General features: G+C 47.6%; 15 protein-coding genes. 7 read left to right on the forward strand and 8 right to left on the reverse strand.

All coding sequences use genetic code 11. From position 1 onward, the window contains the following. Nucleotides 1–273 precede the first annotated feature (273 nt). The 7 genes from H6626_00735 to H6626_00765 all read left to right on the forward strand — a co-directional run bounded on the left by H6626_00735 (nt 274) and on the right by H6626_00765 (nt 4,778). The gene (locus H6626_00735; protein USN47649.1) at nt 274–591 is read left to right on the forward strand and encodes an acylphosphatase; all 318 of its coding nucleotides are present in this window, start codon (nt 274–276) and stop codon (nt 589–591) included. 153 nt (nt 592–744) lie between these two features. Continuing rightward, on the forward strand, nt 745–1,131 hold the full coding sequence (locus H6626_00740) for a response regulator (GenBank protein ID USN47650.1): 387 nt from the start codon (nt 745–747) through the stop codon (nt 1,129–1,131). Nucleotides 1,132–1,318: 187 nt separating this feature from the next. Next, nucleotides 1,319–1,771, forward strand: coding sequence for a hypothetical protein (locus H6626_00745; GenBank protein USN47651.1), 453 nt, complete (start codon nt 1,319–1,321; stop codon nt 1,769–1,771). A gap of 366 nt (nt 1,772–2,137) precedes the next feature. Continuing rightward, nucleotides 2,138–3,103, forward strand: a complete 966-nt coding sequence (locus tag H6626_00750) for a hypothetical protein (protein ID USN47652.1) — start codon at nt 2,138–2,140, stop codon at nt 3,101–3,103. A gap of 77 nt (nt 3,104–3,180) precedes the next feature. Continuing rightward, complete coding sequence (locus H6626_00755; GenBank protein ID USN47653.1) at nt 3,181–3,684, forward strand: hypothetical protein; 504 nt, start codon at nt 3,181–3,183, stop codon at nt 3,682–3,684. After that, the gene (locus tag H6626_00760) at nt 3,681–4,088 is read left to right on the forward strand and encodes a hypothetical protein (protein ID USN47654.1); all 408 of its coding nucleotides are present in this window, start codon (nt 3,681–3,683) and stop codon (nt 4,086–4,088) included. Before H6626_00755 ends, H6626_00760 begins: the two co-directional genes overlap by 4 nt. Nucleotides 4,089–4,118: 30 nt before the next feature. Further along, nucleotides 4,119–4,778 (forward strand): matrixin family metalloprotease, encoded by a 660-nt coding sequence (locus H6626_00765; protein ID USN47655.1) that lies wholly within the window; start codon nt 4,119–4,121, stop codon nt 4,776–4,778. Between the two features lie 12 nt (nt 4,779–4,790). Here H6626_00765 and H6626_00770 read toward each other — a convergent pair whose 3' ends face one another. The 8 genes from H6626_00770 to H6626_00805 all read right to left on the reverse strand — a co-directional run bounded on the left by H6626_00770 (nt 4,791) and on the right by H6626_00805 (nt 15,347). Next, nucleotides 4,791–6,446: a hypothetical protein gene (locus H6626_00770; protein ID USN47656.1), complete on the reverse strand. Its 1,656-nt coding sequence runs from the start codon at nt 6,444–6,446 to the stop codon at nt 4,791–4,793. Further along, nucleotides 6,433–7,698, reverse strand: coding sequence for a glycosyltransferase family 9 protein (locus tag H6626_00775; GenBank protein USN47657.1), 1,266 nt, complete (start codon nt 7,696–7,698; stop codon nt 6,433–6,435). The genes H6626_00770 and H6626_00775 overlap by 14 nt, the downstream gene beginning before the upstream one ends. Nucleotides 7,699–7,780: 82 nt before the next feature. Continuing rightward, on the reverse strand, nt 7,781–8,239 hold the full coding sequence (locus H6626_00780; protein USN47658.1) for a hypothetical protein: 459 nt from the start codon (nt 8,237–8,239) through the stop codon (nt 7,781–7,783). Next, entirely contained in the window at nt 8,236–9,300 is a 1,065-nt protein-coding gene (locus H6626_00785; protein USN47659.1) for a hypothetical protein, read from the reverse strand. The genes H6626_00780 and H6626_00785 overlap by 4 nt, the downstream gene beginning before the upstream one ends. A gap of 82 nt (nt 9,301–9,382) precedes the next feature. Further along, nucleotides 9,383–11,128 (reverse strand): aromatic amino acid hydroxylase, encoded by a 1,746-nt coding sequence (locus H6626_00790; protein USN47660.1) that lies wholly within the window; start codon nt 11,126–11,128, stop codon nt 9,383–9,385. Nucleotides 11,129–11,186: 58 nt separating this feature from the next. Then, on the reverse strand, nt 11,187–11,654 hold the full coding sequence (locus H6626_00795; protein USN47661.1) for a hypothetical protein: 468 nt from the start codon (nt 11,652–11,654) through the stop codon (nt 11,187–11,189). 11 nt (nt 11,655–11,665) lie between these two features. Then, nucleotides 11,666–12,379, reverse strand: a complete 714-nt coding sequence (locus H6626_00800; protein ID USN47662.1) for a hypothetical protein — start codon at nt 12,377–12,379, stop codon at nt 11,666–11,668. Beyond that, nucleotides 12,360–15,347, reverse strand: coding sequence for a prepilin-type N-terminal cleavage/methylation domain-containing protein (locus H6626_00805; GenBank protein ID USN47663.1), 2,988 nt, complete (start codon nt 15,345–15,347; stop codon nt 12,360–12,362). The genes H6626_00800 and H6626_00805 overlap by 20 nt, the downstream gene beginning before the upstream one ends. Nucleotides 15,348–15,495: the final 148 nt, after the last annotated feature.

A 15,495-nucleotide genomic window follows, 5' to 3' on the forward strand; every position in this document is an offset into this window, starting at 1 on the left:
TTTTCATGGATAAAGAGCCCGAAACTTGAGAGCGGCTGAAGCTGGAATCGATCCGACCCCATCCAATAAAATAGATCAGCTGGTGGCCCGTTGAGGCGTTGTATCGAAAAGTGCTTAGTCCGCCGAGCGAGGTGTTCCTGCAAAAACCCATTTGATGAAATCACATTGGATTCTATTACGGAGGCATTGTTTCATCCCATGAGTTGTTGTATCGAGTGTCATCAAATCGGACCATGGTTCATTAAAAGTTAGGCGTTGCGAGGATAGTCCAATATGACCAAAAACAACTATCACATACTAGTTACCGGTCGCGTACAGGGTGTGGGATTTCGATTTTTCACGCACAAACAAGCCGAGAATTTGCACATCGTCGGTTGGGTGAGAAATCTCTCTGACGGGCGAGTGGAGGTATTGGCCACGTGTTCGGAATCGGTATTCTCACAGTTCAAAATGAAAATCAAAGAGGGACCACCTCGTTCTGTAGTAGAAAGCTGTGAGATCAAGAAAGTGGCAGGGGTGGATACGCATTCTGATTTCCAAATTTTGGAATCCTCTAATGAGCCGCTCATGTTTTCAAAAGAGGACCTCTGATTGCAGTGACAACGGTCTTTAGGGAGTTTTTTGGTTGCAATGGCCGCTGCCTTTGGCGGGCATGGCCCATTTTCTTTATTGACCTCCAGTTGCAGCGCATCTTTTTTATTTAAGGCATATTCAAAGAACTGGGGTTTTGATAGCATCAAAATCATGAGTGAAAGTTGTAACCTTGACGGAATAAACGTTCTTATTGCGGAAGACTCGCCTGAAACCCTATTGGTTTTAAAAAAAGCATTGGAAACCCGGGGCGCCACGGTAAACTCTGCAGAAGATGGCCAATTAGCTCTGGTGCGAGGGCTGACGGCCCAAGTGGATGTAATGATTATGGACATTCAGTTGCCTCGCCTCAGTGGGCTCGATGTGGTCACTCGACTCCGAAAAGAAGGTGTAAACACACCAATCATTGCCCTCACCGGCCACGAAGAGGTGGAACATCGAAACAAATGCCTAGATGCCGGTTGCAACGAGTATTTCATAAAGCCCGTAGACACCAATCATCTCTGCCGCCGGATCAAGGCCCTTGCGGCGGTTGAGTAGGTATCCACTCCAAACAATATAGCGTCTGGTTTTAAATGACGCCCGCTTCTTTAAGGCCACATGCCCCCTGTTCAAAATCTAATCAAAATTGTCTAAACTTTCGACGCGGAGGCCTCAGTCTCTAACACAAGGGGCCTTCATGTGGCGCCGGGATTGCACGGATATTCAATTAAACCGGGGGGCTCAAATGAGAATATTACTGGCTTTTATCGCAATAGGTTCTATTACAATTTTCTTTCAAAACTGTAGTGAAGTTCAATTTCTAGAAACAGGCGAAGTGGTTTCTGAAAAAGCGGGTGACCATATCCCCCTTCCAGATGTAGTGGATGAAGAGGGTCATATTAACCCTGATTTAGGCGACCAAGTGGAAAAACACAGCCAGGCCTGTGGCAATAACGGGGACAAAGTAGAAATCTGCCATATTCCATCGGGCAACCCAGATGCTCGCCACACTCTTTGTATTAGTCAATCGGCCCTTTCAGCTCACTTACATCGCCATGGGGCTAACGGAGAATTTGATCACCTCGGAGCCTGTGACAGCGACGATGATTCCCAGCAAGCCTCGGACCCAAAGAAAAAAGACGGGTCTTGTGATGACAAAGACAAAGATGGCGATCAGGGCGTTGATCCCGTCGCTTAATTGGAATCAAAAAAATTATTGGTGCCCCAGGCGGAATCGCCTTGGGCCCACTTGTTGATCCACCTGAATGTCGAATTTTTAAATAAGCAAAAGAATACACAAAGTTATTGCGGACCCTCAGCTGGGATTGCCCCCAGAGAATCGGCCTTTGCCCGGTCTTTTAATCGTCCGGACGGCGGACGAAATGGCCTGAAAGCCCCATTTTAAGTAGATTTTTCCTATTGATCTATGGTGACGCATGGCGTATGGTGCCGGGGAGTGTTTTGGCCCAACGCCTCTATTTCAAGCGTTCGTTTGATTTAGGTTTGAGCTTTCAAGGTTTTGGGGTAGTGGGTAAAAGTCTAAAAATTACAAACAGGAGGCGCCATGTTGGCTTCTAAACGACTAGTGACAATTTTTTCTCTGATCAGCGTCGGATTTGCATCCCCCCTATGGGCGGCAACCGAAGAATCTTCCGCATCAGAGTCCAAAGTGAAAATCGAAGATGTAAAAAAAGAAAAAAACGATATTGATAGCGAGATCACAAACGCTCGTATGCGTGCGGAAAGTGGTTCAAAAGATAAGTTGAGTGTAAGCACGTCCTTAGGTTTTTCCATGGGATCTGTGGAAGATCCATTTGGTGCCACTCGGCCTGATATTTACGGGAATCCTGAGAATGATGAGAGACCAGAAATTGGCGGAGACCTAGGCGTTCGTTATCGTTTCAATAAGAACGACAGTATGACTGTGGGAGTGGGCTTTGGAATCCTAACGCCGCTACAAGGTGACATCGACGGCGATCCGAATAAAAGCCAAGCGCAGTTGAGCAATCCTAATATCGGTTATTCCAGAGTTTACAAGTTAGGTGAGTTTCAGACCGTATCTTCTGCCGACTTGACCATAGCGACGACCCAAAAATGGAAAGAAAACAAGATGGCTGCTGGTACATCACTGGGCCAGAACATGCTGACGACGTTTGCTGACAACAAGTTAACGCTGGGTACGTCAGTAGATTTTACCTACTATTTTTACGAGGACGGCGTGCAGGCTCCCACAGCTAAAGGTGTGGATAACAGAAGTGCCTATAGAATGGGCATCTATCCTTATGCGGAATATGCATTCACTGATAAGTACTCTTTGCGTACCGTTTTTGGCTACATGAACTTTCGCCATAAACGAGGTCGTACAGACAAATCGCTATTAAACATGGACAAAACACCGAGCTATCAATCGATCGGTTTGGGAATGGCAGTGACTCGAGACGTTTACCTTTATCCTAACGTTCAATTCTTGCCAGAAGATTTGGCTACAGACAAAACCAACGTAGCGATCTCTGCAACCATCAACCTGTAATTTCGGTTAACAAGGTGATGCAAAAAAAGGAAGCCATGCGGCTTCCTTTTTTTATTTGGGGGCGGTAGCCTTTTTGAATGCCTCCATTTTTTCGTTTATCCTTACTTTTTGTGATTCTGTGTTTTGGGTTGCATAGCCAGGCCAGTTTTGAGCTGGGTGTGGGTACAACCTCGGTGACAAGTGGGCGGTTGGTGCCTTCATTGGCTGTGGCCAACTATGGGGCCAGCTGGGGGGTGTCGGGTTTTGCCACGGGAGTTCAAACGGCGACCTATTATCAATCAGCTTATGGGCTTAACATTTTAAGTATTTGGTCTTCGGGAGATTTTTTTGGGGGGCCAGTTCAAAGTGGCTTTGGGCTGGGTCTCTACTATGCTGTGTCGGCCTATCAGGACTCGCTTTCTAGTACTGAGGAAACGGCCGCCGATTTCACCTTGGGGCCAGCATTTCGTGTGCAGTGGCTTTTTCTAGACCCCTTGTATTTTAATCTTGAGGCCACATTTGGTCTTCGCTCTCCAACGGCAATATTGCAGCTGAGCGCACAAGACGTTGTGAGCTTTGCTCTGGGCTGGAGGTTGTGGTGATGGGCATTCGCCAGTGGATCCTGACCTTTTTTATTGCGACGCTGTTGGGAGTATCGGCTCAAGCTCAAGAGGGCGGACGTCAAGTAGAGATTTATCTGGGGGCGGGCAGTCTTTACAGTTTTCCTGCAACCATCCGTGTGGGCGTGGGTGATTGGGAGTTTGGGCAACTCACGTCCGGCATCATTGGATTTGATAAACGGTTTCGCTTTGGCGGCAATTATTACTCCAGTTTTGGGTTGATGGTCACTCAGGTGGCCGAGGTATCAGGTGGGTTTTGGGCTTCCATGGGGTTTGATTTTCGATTAGTGGCGCTATTGGGTTTGCGCGGCGAAATTTATGCCTTGCAGGGACTCAATGGTTACTCCAATGGTGGCTTGTTGTTGGGTGTAAATCTTAAGTTTTAGAGAGAAAAGATATTTAGGGGAGGGGGCGTTTTGAGCACCGGTCACAGAAGTTTAATTTGGTTAGTGATTGTGGGTTGGACCACCTTGGGGTTTCGGCCATATCCCGGGGCACACAGCTATCCTGTGGACAATTCTTCTTCAGCCAACAGCAAGGTGTTTGTTGTATACACCAATGCCGCTGACACTGTGACCAATGATTTGCCCACCGATGACACTTTGGGGGCGGGTACACTGACAGTGAGTCAAATCATGGATTCGGTATTTACAGATTACAACAGTATTGGTGGATCTTTTTTGACCCTTGTTGATACGTCCGACAGTGATTACTCGGTGGCTAATGCTGAAAACAGAACCCTAACCATTCAATTTGGTAATTCATTTGGAAACTCAACAGGAGAAGCCCGGCCCACTTGGGATGGTGACAGCATTGTGGGCTGTACGATCACGGCAAGGTCAAGCATTCTTGACTCTGCAAAAGAGTTTGTTGCGATTATGACCCACGAAATTGGTCACTGTTTAGGTCTAGATCACCCGCAAGAATCTAATAACGCAATCATGTCTTATTTTCGAAGCGAAGATATGATCAGGCTTCAGATCGACGATAAAATGGGCATCACCTATTTGTATCCGCAAGACTCTGAGGCCAACAAAGAGTCACCCACATTGGGCCTCACTTGCGCCCGAAAATAAGTTTTTCATCAATTACTTTTTTCTGATCGTTAAGTGACCCACGAGGTTTTCAAATTTTCCGTGGTAAAGAATTTCAGAGATTTCATTTTCTTTGAGGCGTTGCTTTAGGTAGGGCGTTTTGGCGATGACTGTGCCCGGATTTTCGTCGACTAGATCTTCTCGAAAGGCGACAACTCGACCTTGCATGATGAGTTCGCGGCCCACATCCTTTAGACTTTGTCCCGGCTGACTTCGATATCCCTTCACTCGGGCGCCGGGAGCTTTAAAAAAATAATACTCGTAATCCGCGTTAAAAGTGCTGGGGAAAAACACCTCTTTGTCCTTCAGTTGGTTTTGTACCGCGGGATCGTAGGGGGCGCTAAAGGGGGCACCAAAGAGACTCACTCCCATTAGAAAAAGCAAGGTGGCAAAAGGAAGAGCGCTTCTTAAATCTCTCTTCAAAAAAAGCCCAGATAGTCCAAGAACAGCGGTTGTGGCCAAGGTTGTGGTGAGGGGCCAGGCAAACAGTGCTGAATGCAGGCTGTTGTTGATGCCATGAACCACGTAAAAGGCCAATGCACTAAATATGGTAATGAGTAAAAACGATGCCCGAAACCAAAAGTACGAGATGGACTGCCACCGAAGGCCTAGCAGCAGGGCTACGGGCAGCATGGCTGGCAAAATGTAATTTTCTTGCCGTTGTGTGGGGAGAGTGTAAATGGCGAGCACCGTAAATACAAATAGCCACAACGACACTTCAAGCCGCGACAGGCGTCGCAAATTTTTAACCGTAAAAATCACAAGTCCCAACAGAGGCAGCGCTAAAAAGCCGGCATTGGCAAAGGCTCCCAGCCAAATTCGAAACACATTGTAGGGGCCGCTAAAAAAACCACTCCAAAATTGATGGGCTTGAAATTTTCCAGCATTTTCCTTCATGAAAAATTCGGCGAGCACCCCTTTGGGGTCAGGATCTACCATCAGCCACACTGAAAACAACGCGAGAGCCCCCGACACAACAGCCACACCTTGTGGTAAGGCGTTGCTAGTGAACCATTTTTTATTCCAACGGTTTTGGTGAAAGATGACAACGGCGGCCGCCAGGGCTCCCACTGCAATCAGAAAAAAAGATTTATAAAGAGCGGCCAGTCCAAGGGCAATGGCTGCTGAAAGTGTCCAAATGAAATCCAGTTTTCGCCGAAGTAAATAAAGGGCTGTGGGGAAAAACACCAAAAACATTTCTGCACTTTGCATAAGAAAGGGGCGGCCATGTTTATAGGTTGAAATAAAGCTTAAGAAAATCACACCCGAGAGAAAGCCTCGCCAAAGTTCATTCGTGTGGCGAAAGACAAGCCAGAAAATCAGCAACGCCGATAAAAAACTGTAGATCACCGAAGGCCATCGCAGAGACCAGAGGCTTGGAGAACTCTCAAAATCTGCGGTCACCATGCCTTGCCAAAATAACAAGGGGGGTTTTGTATTGAAAACACCCTGATCCCAAACCAAGGGTAGCCATCGACCGGTTTCACTGGTGGCACGGCTCATTTGGATGTACACACCTTCGTCGCCTATTGTGGGAATCTGGTTATAATTCAAGCCAACCAAGTAGCTGGCCAGTGGTATAAGGATCGCAAGAGCCCAGGCCCAAACAGGTGGAGGCGTTGTGAATTTGTCTTTATTACTGAAGATCATGTAGGGCTTGCGATTCAAGGCTGTGGGTCATCGGGGTCGAGAGTACTTGGTTGAGTTTTGAAGAGACTTTCTGGAACACCAACTCGGGCGAGAGTTGCTTCATGCATTGGTTGTCCGAGCAGGGCGTTTTTCTGTGGTTCCAAGCGCTCACACAAGGGGAGCAAGAAAGTTCTAATGTGATGGGTGTGGAGTTACCGAGAGCTCCATAAAGACTTGGCGTTTCAGGTCCAAACAAAACAAACGTGGGCAGTTCAGTGACGCTGGCAAAGTGAGGTGGTCCTGAATCATTACTGATCATCACCTTAGCTAAGTCATAGAGGGCAGGCAGTTCTGCAAACTTCACGGCTCCAGCAAAATTAATGCATTGCTTGTGCCCTACCATTTGCACAATTTGATCAAGCTCTGTTCGCTCTTGGGGAGCCCCCGTCAATAACACATAGCTTTTCGGATACTGCTGAAGGATCTTCACTATAAGAGCTGCAAAAAACTCTTTCGGCCATCGCCTTTGTGGCAACATGTCGCTGGCATTGGCATTGATCAAAACCAAAGATTTGGAGGCGAGGTTGGGTTCAATGCTATCGAGCTTAGATTGCACCGACTCGCGATGGGCGGGTGAAATTTCAGCGCGAGCCAGCCCGATTTCTTCGTCTGTGATCACCGACTTAGTGAATGGCACTTCAACAGTTTTCGCCAAGCAAGCATTCACTAAAGAAATAAAATTTTTCGCAATATGCATGTGCGGGTTGTACCAAACCTTATGAGTGAGCATGTCGCCGCGGTATACGCCTTCGTTGTGATATTTGTAGTAACCCACACGTCGAGTGGCACCACTAAACCCAGTGAGTAGGGCGGTGAAACGAGAGAACAGTTCAAGGTCAATGATCGTATCAATTTGGTTTTTTCGACACCATAACAAAAAACGAAGGGTGTCTTTTACCAGCACACCAAAGCTGTCTTCGCGGATCGTAAATATATTTTCCTCGGCAACGGTTTTTAACAGATCCAAACTAGGCTTATTTTTCTTGAATATGACAAAATATAACTCGCAGCCGGCGCGTTTTAGTTTGCGCATGGCCGGGTCAACAAGAATAGCACTGCCCATTTCAGACAGTTCAATCAAGAGGACCTTGCGCGGAGCAGACACTGAGGGTCCACTTGCAAAGAGATCAAGGGCTTTTCGAATCCAGGTGGCTAAAAAACAAAGGGGCACTCCTGCATAGAAGTCCACCTTGCGCATAGTATCGACTTTCATGATGATTATGTATGGTCTAAAAATGGTCGGGGGTCAAAACTATGCGTGGATCGTGACCCTTTAAGCGATGCGTCTGTAGCGTTTATTGCGTTGATGGGGTGGAAATCTGGCGGAGATTGGCCATCCACCTTGAGAACCTGTCGCGCTCCGTTTTTGAAAGTCGATCTAGGCAAATCCAGGTCTGACCGGTGATTTGCACATAGTCCTCTCTACGAACGATAGATAGGGCATCTCGGCACCATTTGTTGGTGTTTGAAGATTTCATATCCAGTTCATAAAAACTCTGAAGCTGACTGATGTGGTGAGAAAACTCCGACTGTGAAACATCTTTGTGTTCCACAAACTTCTCACCCAAGTAATATTTCACTTGGTAGTCTTTGGCATATTGAAATTTAACGCATCGCTTAAGGTGGTGGCCATAGCAGGCTTCAAGAGAAGTTCCAGGCTTGGTCAGGGAAAAAACGGGATTGGCAGCTAGTGACAATATCGGAGTGATCCCGCAGATTGGTAATATCCAAAAAAATCTACGAAGAAACTTCACTGATTCACCTCTTGGCTGGCCGGTGAACGTTGGCAACTTTTATCCACAGGACTTTGGCAGCTGGCGGCCTTGGCAAGTGCTGGCTTTTTGAGCAAGAGGTTGAGTCGGGCCCCCCAATGCACGCTGGAGTCAATGGAAGAAAAAGCCTGTCGATTGAGGCTTGATAGGGGCCGCTCCAAACAATAAAGCGCAGAATGCAGGGCCAGAGCTCCTTTGGTGGCTGAAGGATTTTCTTTTAAATACCGCTCCAAGGCCTGCAAGGCCAACCAGTCAGAAAGGGCTTTGGACTCAGGGTTTATGGGAGATTGGCAGCGGGGGACTGCTGAATCTCCATGTGGTTTTTTATTTGATTCAGAAAAGGCAAATACTCCCGCTTGCCGGCTTACTGGTTGTCTTGAATAGCTCTCTAGGGTGCCGGGTTTTCCTTGCGACAAACATTCTTTAATGGCGGCAAGAGGGTGGTCTATATCGTTGACTGAGCTTGGACCCCGCAGTTCGGGTTCTGCCGGTTGCGGATGAGCACAATCGTTTATGGCATTGCCTGACTCATGGGCCACTAAAAATAAAAGCGCACCACTGGGCAGAACTGAGGCAATCGGGCAGACGGTGACGGTGTTGCTGTTTTCATCATAGGCTGAAAGGGTGCCTGCCCCGCAAATTTGTCGGTACTCTTCAGAGTCTTCACTAGAGAGGTGTGTTTGTTGCAAGAGGTTTGAAAGGGCGCGAGCCGAAGGGGAGCTTGTGCCCAGCTCTTGTGAGTGAGATTTTTTCGCAAAGGCCAGGAGTTTTTCTAGACGGGGTTTTTGTTTTTTATAAGTTTTAAGTTCTTCATTCCAATGAGTTCCGGCAGAAAGAAAATCCTGTAACGAGGGTTGGCGTGTGCCGTCGCCATATTTTATACCGTAGGTTGAACGTTCGCAGTTAACCACACGCTTGGGTGTACAAAAGGGTTGCGGGATAGGTTCAATTTGGCCGCCCCAACTGTTATTGCAAAAACTGAGCACGGCTCCCGCAAACAGAAAAAAACCAATCAAATCCGCACTTTTACGAAGGTAGACCATGCTTTAAGTGTGCCACCAAATGCGGTGTGACGACAGTCCAGAGGAGGCGAGGAGTGAAAACTCCATTTTTGTCTGGAACACTTTATAGAATTTTAAGACCCCGCTCGATCAAAGTCTGAATCTTTTTCGAGCCTCGGCCAATTTCTAAAAGCTCGTTCAATAGTGACTGTTCGAGTTCAGGGAGAGCCTTTTGGTTTTTCAGTAGATCTATGACCTCTAGGCGCAACAACCAATCTGCCGGAAATTTGGTTTGCAGAGAGTGAGCGAGTTCAATGACCCTGGTCGCCCAATCTTTTGAGGCCTGAGGAGCTTCTCGAAGATCGCGGAGGCTTTGGTACAGTTCAACAAGCAGGGAGTCTTGGGCCACAGCATTGGAGCGGTGGGGAGTGGGCTTTCTCAAATAAGGGGTGGTTTCTTTGAAATAAGCGCTTCTATCTGCAGCACCGCCAAACACGGAGACCACGTCAGTGCCACATCCCATATCGAACAATCCCCATTCTGGCTGAAAGAAAACTTGGTCTCCTCGTTGAACGGTGCAATCTTTAAATGTGAGCACCAGCATTTTTTCGCCCTCTTGCATGGTGCCGATTAGCTCACCTCGGACTTCAACGCCTGAAGAAAACCGCAATGTCCCTTTTTGACCGGGGCGAAAGCCCAACTGATCGTGCAGTTGAATGGGTGTAAGGTCTTGCGGTTTTACTTGAAGCTGTTCGATGGGGCCTAAAGGGGTGCCATACCCGTGAATATGGTACGAGGGTCCTTGCGATGGGATTTGCTTATGCTCTCTTGATAGCTGCGTGGGGCCAGTGAATTGTAAGTAGTAGGGTTGATCATCTTTATGGTGGAATGCGCTCAAGACTCCACTTATTTGCAAGCCTGAATCCAACTCACATGTGGTCACCGTTTGGGCCTTTTTTGCTACAGAAAGGCCGTACAGGCCCCCTTTTCTAAAAGCCATGGAGTCGGCTAACTCATCAATGACATTTTCAAGTTCTTGAAAGCTTTCGCTGTAAAAAAGCTGCGGTTGTGGTTTTGTGATATCAAAATCTTGCCCAATACAATCTAAGGTGAGGGGGATTTTAGGAACGGATTCACTCAAACAATTATAGCTTTCGCCGACGGATGAGAGAAGGCCCGCGCCGTAAATGAAAAACTCATTTTGTTGTTTAAGCAGTCCGTACTCTGTGGACCACCACCCGAGGCGAGAAAGTTGGCTTGCCTCACTGACATAGGTCACTCGGTCGAGGGCCTGATCCAACTGATTTTGTGCCGCGACGATATCTTCTTCTTTAGCTTTTGGCGACTCTTTCACTTCAGAAAGGTTTCTTACGGCTTCGTAGACTTCAAGATCTTCTTTGGCAAATATCGCATTGCGGGCGATTTCGCCAAATTTGTGCAAATAAGAAGCATAGGTGGGGTCAGCTATAATGGGGGCATGGCCGGCGGCTTCATGCACAATATCGGGAGTGGGAGTGTAATCTAAATTTTCAAGTTGTCGCATATCGCACGCAATGGGAAGAATACTTAAACTCAAAAACTCTAAAAATTCTGCCGGCGGAATAAATCCTGTGATCGGTACGGCCCGCCAACCGAACTGTTGGAGCTTTTCATCCATTTCTTCAATGCGGGGGATGCTATTTATGCTGATCCCTGTGGCTTTTAGGCCATCCACGTAAATGGGGTGAGCGTGCTGGGAAAAAAAATCTCGGGAAATTCTCATGATGTAGCGCCAAGCTGCATGATCTATGGCGGTGTACAAATCATAGTGTTGAAGCGTGACATGTTGTTTGAGGTATTCTGGCAAGTCCCCGTAATCTAAATGACCCATGGCGGGACTATATCACCATCTGTTGGCGCCAGGAAACCTCTTAGATTCGCCGCACTATTTATTTGTTTTTTTCGCGCAACGCCAAATAATCCTCAGCGAGCACAGAAAGACCATCGGCCGTCTCCTGCATAAAATCACCATCACGAAACTTCAGGGGATGGCGAGCCGGTCTTTGTCCCTCTTTGACTTGATTCAGATAGTTTTTTATGGCTTCTGCTGGGCCGGCCACGCGATGAAGAATGATTACGCCAGCAAGCCAAGCAAACAGAACCAAAAACACACTAAACGCCACCACCCACAAAATGGCCACTTGCGACTGATCCAGTATGCCTTTTGTCATAGCTATTTTTGGCCCAGCGGAGAGCTGACTCACTTCTGCCAGCACGCCTTGGGTGAACAGCTGAAAAATAACTAAGGCAAAGATGGCATGCACCACCACGATGCCCACAAAAAAACCAGTAATAAGGTATTGGAGTTTTTTGTTAACAACAATTCTTTTGCGAAGTGGATTGATTCCTTTAACCAACGTACGGCTCCTTAGTTATAAAGTTCACTGGCGCTGTATCTAAAAACTCGGGTGTCACCACCACTGCTGCTATCAGCTTTATAAACAAAATTATTATTAATCAGGGCTCCTACGCCTACGTGGATCTCAAAACCCGTGGCGGGGCCAGCGCAAGCGGCGCCGCCAGGAGCCAGCACATCAGGGACAGTCAGGTCGCCGCCGCAAAGTGGTTTAAATCGGGCGACGCCCTGTAGAGGGCAGAGCAGGGTGGGTTCTCGCAATGAGGCCTCAGTGCAACGACGGCCAGAGGCTGTATAAAAGACCATAGGCATTCCGTTATCGGGGGTGAGAGCTCCCGCCAAAGGCTGTAAAGCCGTAGGGGCGTCGGGGTAGGGGCCGCCAAAATAGGTGACCACAGGAGCCGCAGGAAAAAGTGCTAAGTCATAGTATTCGCGCTCATCACAAGGGGAGGGGTCCGCTGTCAGACAGCGACGAAGGTAGCTGTTAATGGCAAAACGCGAGTTACGAAGGCTAAGATCTGTGCTGCCAGCAAGCTCCATAGATTGGAGCAGCCATATGCGACCTTCTTTGACTCCCTGGCGTAAAGAATCCTTAGTTTGCTTGAGGTGATGAAAAAACACAGTTTCCATGCCTCCAAGAACCACAACCAAAATTAACATTAGCATCACCAAAAGTGCGGTGCCTTTGTTTGAGGCCAAGAGTGACTTAGTTGATGGGTGCCGCATAAGTTCTTCCTGAAGGGTTGTAGCGTCCATATGTGCAAATAAAAGCATAACCCCAGCCACCGTTAAACACCATGCGGGCTGAATCCGTAGTTTTCATTGTGCCCGTGGGGTTATCAAACCCCATCATCGGTGAACTCCAAAGTTTTACTTGGCTTAGTGCCGAATTGCCTGTGCAGACTTCGCCCGTTCGATCCGTCCAGGCCTGAGGAGCCGTCGTTGACGTTTCGTTATTTTCGTTGGTGAAGGCCCAGGTTACGGGTGATCCTGATCCACGCGCTACAATAAAAAGTTCGGGCACATTGGGCGCTGACCAGTCGGGAATGGGAGAGCCGTTATAGGGAAAGAAAAATGGCTCATATGAAATAGAAGAATTCTTGTGATAATAGGGATTTGGATTTGGCACTTGCATATGATAGGTGGTTACGTGAAACAGGCCATCTTGTATGTTATTAGATGATACCGCGTTAAATCCGGTCCATGAATCGTAGCATCTAAGTGTCTTACTATAATTGCTACCGCCGTTGTCCCAATGGCTTGCATCATTTTCTGGGTACTGAAGCAAGTTTCCGTAATATCCCCATGGCGAGTTCAGCATGGGGTAAACTGTGGAGTAATTTTTGGTGGCGGGGAAATTGGCCGACGTGGTGACGTTGGTATTGCAGACGGTATGGGATAGGCCTCCAGGATCCAATGAGGCCTGGTGATCATTAGTAACCGCTTCAGCCACACCCTTCACATTGACGGAATTTTCTTGAATCAACAGTTGTCCCGAAAAATTAGCAGGGAGTGTGCAGCTAGCGTATTGTGGTTTATTGGAACAGGCTGCAGAGACGCCACCGCATCCGCTGAAAAGAACATTTGAGCATAAAGGTGTACCATCACTTTGGTCCACGACATCAACGACCACGTCGTAAAGGGGTTGGAACTCCGCTTTCAGTTTCACAACTGGGGCACCTGCGGGTGTGGGTTGTGTCGGGCCATTGTTGCCGGCAATATCAATCCATAAGGATTCTTCGTTAAAAAAGCTGATGGCAGGGATGTTCACAACTGGAATGTATTTTCCGATCTGCATGTCACCAGAGGTCGTGCAAGCAGCTGGTGCGCCAGCTAACCCTAATGTGGCATTGACGTTGTTGGTGTCTACAGGACTACCATCTTGTATCCCTGTGGCCGTTACGGAAGTTGTACAAATGCGATAAGAGCCAGAAATGTTACAATTTAAAGAGCTTGTGGCGTCACCACTCAAGTGACTGGACGGTGTTGTGGGATAAGCCCACGACACGTTGGGGACAGTCGTACAGCAGTTACCCGTGTAATAATACAGTGATACGTCGCCCGTAGAATTCATCCGAATCTGTGAAGTGCTTGAGTACATGAAAAGCCATATAGGCACTTCAATTAAATTGATTCCCGTACTTGCTGAAACCTGCTGCATGGTTGCAGTCAGTCCACCATTTGACGGTTGAATCACTCGATTAGCTAGAGTGAACGCATTATCGCCTTTAACGGTAACATTGTAGTTACCTTTAATTTTTGAACGATCAAAGGCGTGAGTTAAATAGTCTGTTTCAGCATCAGGGGTATTAGTCGACAATGTTGCACCACTTAGCGAGATACTATCTTCCACCACAGCTTCGTCATCCACCACGTAGTAAGAAAAGTTTGTGGTTGCCCCTTGGCAATCGCGCCAAAGTCCCGACTGAGCACCGGCCCCCACAGAGAGAACTTGTGGACGGCTATAAATACGAACCGTCATCATATTACTTGAAGGCACATTGTTGCTGAGCACGTCTTTTGCCAGTACCCGAAACTGGTAAAACCCAGACTTAAATTGCGGGGCCACAGGGTTTCCGCCTTGCACTGTCCACATAAATTGCGAATCATTAGCCGCTTTAGAAGATGTACGAAAATAATAAGTATTGGTCCCAAAAATAAAAGCCTGATTCGCCTGGGCGCCCACCAGTGAAAAAGCCCATGGGGCCGTATTGGTGGCGGGATCTTTCACGTCTTCCCAGGGTTGATTTTGCAGCGAGGCGGGGACGGTGTCATCACTGATCCCCTTGGCTGCGGGGCCCACCACTTTTCTATACTGCAACTTCATATTTTCAAGTCCAGAGGGGTTTCCTACTAGAACTTGAAAGCGAAGTCCTTTAATGCCCATCTGGCCTGGCAATCCAATATTTTTTTCGATGGCATACACCCCTGAGGCCGGATTGTTGTTAAGGGCCGCCAAATTCTCTGTGTAGAGAGTACTTAATGTAATGCCTTTTTGTAGGGGAATATAAATTTCACCAGTGAGAGATTTGATAGATGTGCCGGCCGTGCCAGAGGGTTGTTCTCTCACACCCACTTCATATCGAACGGTGATGGAGTTGGCTTTAAAACAGCTGCCTGCAAAGTTTAGACAGTAAGGTTCATACCAAATATCTGCATAAAGGGGGCAGCGAATAGGGTCATTGATATCAGACTCTTCGATACAGCGAGCTCCATCAGATGTATAATAGACGTTTTCTCCAGCCACATAGTTCAAGGGGTCAGGCGCTCCGCCGGCCAATGGCACATTGGTCAAATAAAAGTGCAAGCCCTTATCCGCCACATCGAAGGTGTTTTTATCGCACTCATCCGAGCTGGTCTGTTCGGGCAGACAGTTTGCTAACATTTCATATTGATTGTGTTGTAGGCTGGCTCCGCCGGCGGCGTAGCCCTGGGCACCCATGGCTTTAGTGAGCTCTGCGGAGTAATTCATGTTAGAAATATCCACGGCTATGCTGCGAATTCGGCTCAAAATTTCGCCTCGAGCTGAGACAAGGGTCATTTTACTGTTGTTAAAGTACATCATTTGGGTCATTGACATCACAGACATCATCACAACACCTGAAATGCCCAGAGCAATCATGACTTCAAGGAGAGAGATCCCCCGGTCACGGCCTCGGCCATTGATTAATTTAAAAGCCTGCGGTTTTCGCATACGGGCCCCTTTCCTTCACGTACCACTACAAATACACGTTTCCATTTGAAATTGTAGGTGACTTCAGCTTGGGTCACAAGTATTCTCATTTTGATTCGTTTCAAATTAGTACAGAAATGAACAAAATTTGTTTGGTGTTCGTCCTGTC

The sequence above is a fragment of the Pseudobdellovibrionaceae bacterium genome (assembly GCA_023898385.1).
Classification (GTDB): Bacteria; Bdellovibrionota; Bdellovibrionia; order Bdellovibrionales; family UBA1609.

Bases quoted from the DNA above. Each gene is read 5' to 3' on its own strand.
- H6626_00775 (USN47657.1), bottom strand. From the start codon at position 7,698: ATGAAAGTCGATACTATGCGCAAGGTGGACTTCTATGCAGGAGTGCCC.
- H6626_00785 (USN47659.1), bottom strand. From the start codon at position 9,300: ATGGTCTACCTTCGTAAAAGTGCGGATTTGATTGGTTTTTTTCTGTTT.
- H6626_00740 (USN47650.1), top strand. From the start codon at position 745: ATGAGTGAAAGTTGTAACCTTGACGGAATAAACGTTCTTATTGCGGAA.
- H6626_00800 (USN47662.1), bottom strand. From the start codon at position 12,379: ATGCGGCACCCATCAACTAAGTCACTCTTGGCCTCAAACAAAGGCACC.
- H6626_00745 (USN47651.1), top strand. From the start codon at position 1,319: ATGAGAATATTACTGGCTTTTATCGCAATAGGTTCTATTACAATTTTC.
- H6626_00735 (USN47649.1), top strand. From the start codon at position 274: ATGACCAAAAACAACTATCACATACTAGTTACCGGTCGCGTACAGGGT.
- H6626_00770 (USN47656.1), bottom strand. From the start codon at position 6,446: ATGATCTTCAGTAATAAAGACAAATTCACAACGCCTCCACCTGTTTGG.
- H6626_00805 (USN47663.1), bottom strand. From the start codon at position 15,347: ATGCGAAAACCGCAGGCTTTTAAATTAATCAATGGCCGAGGCCGTGAC.
- H6626_00790 (USN47660.1), bottom strand. From the start codon at position 11,128: ATGGGTCATTTAGATTACGGGGACTTGCCAGAATACCTCAAACAACAT.
- H6626_00750 (USN47652.1), top strand. From the start codon at position 2,138: ATGTTGGCTTCTAAACGACTAGTGACAATTTTTTCTCTGATCAGCGTC.
- H6626_00755 (USN47653.1), top strand. From the start codon at position 3,181: ATGCCTCCATTTTTTCGTTTATCCTTACTTTTTGTGATTCTGTGTTTT.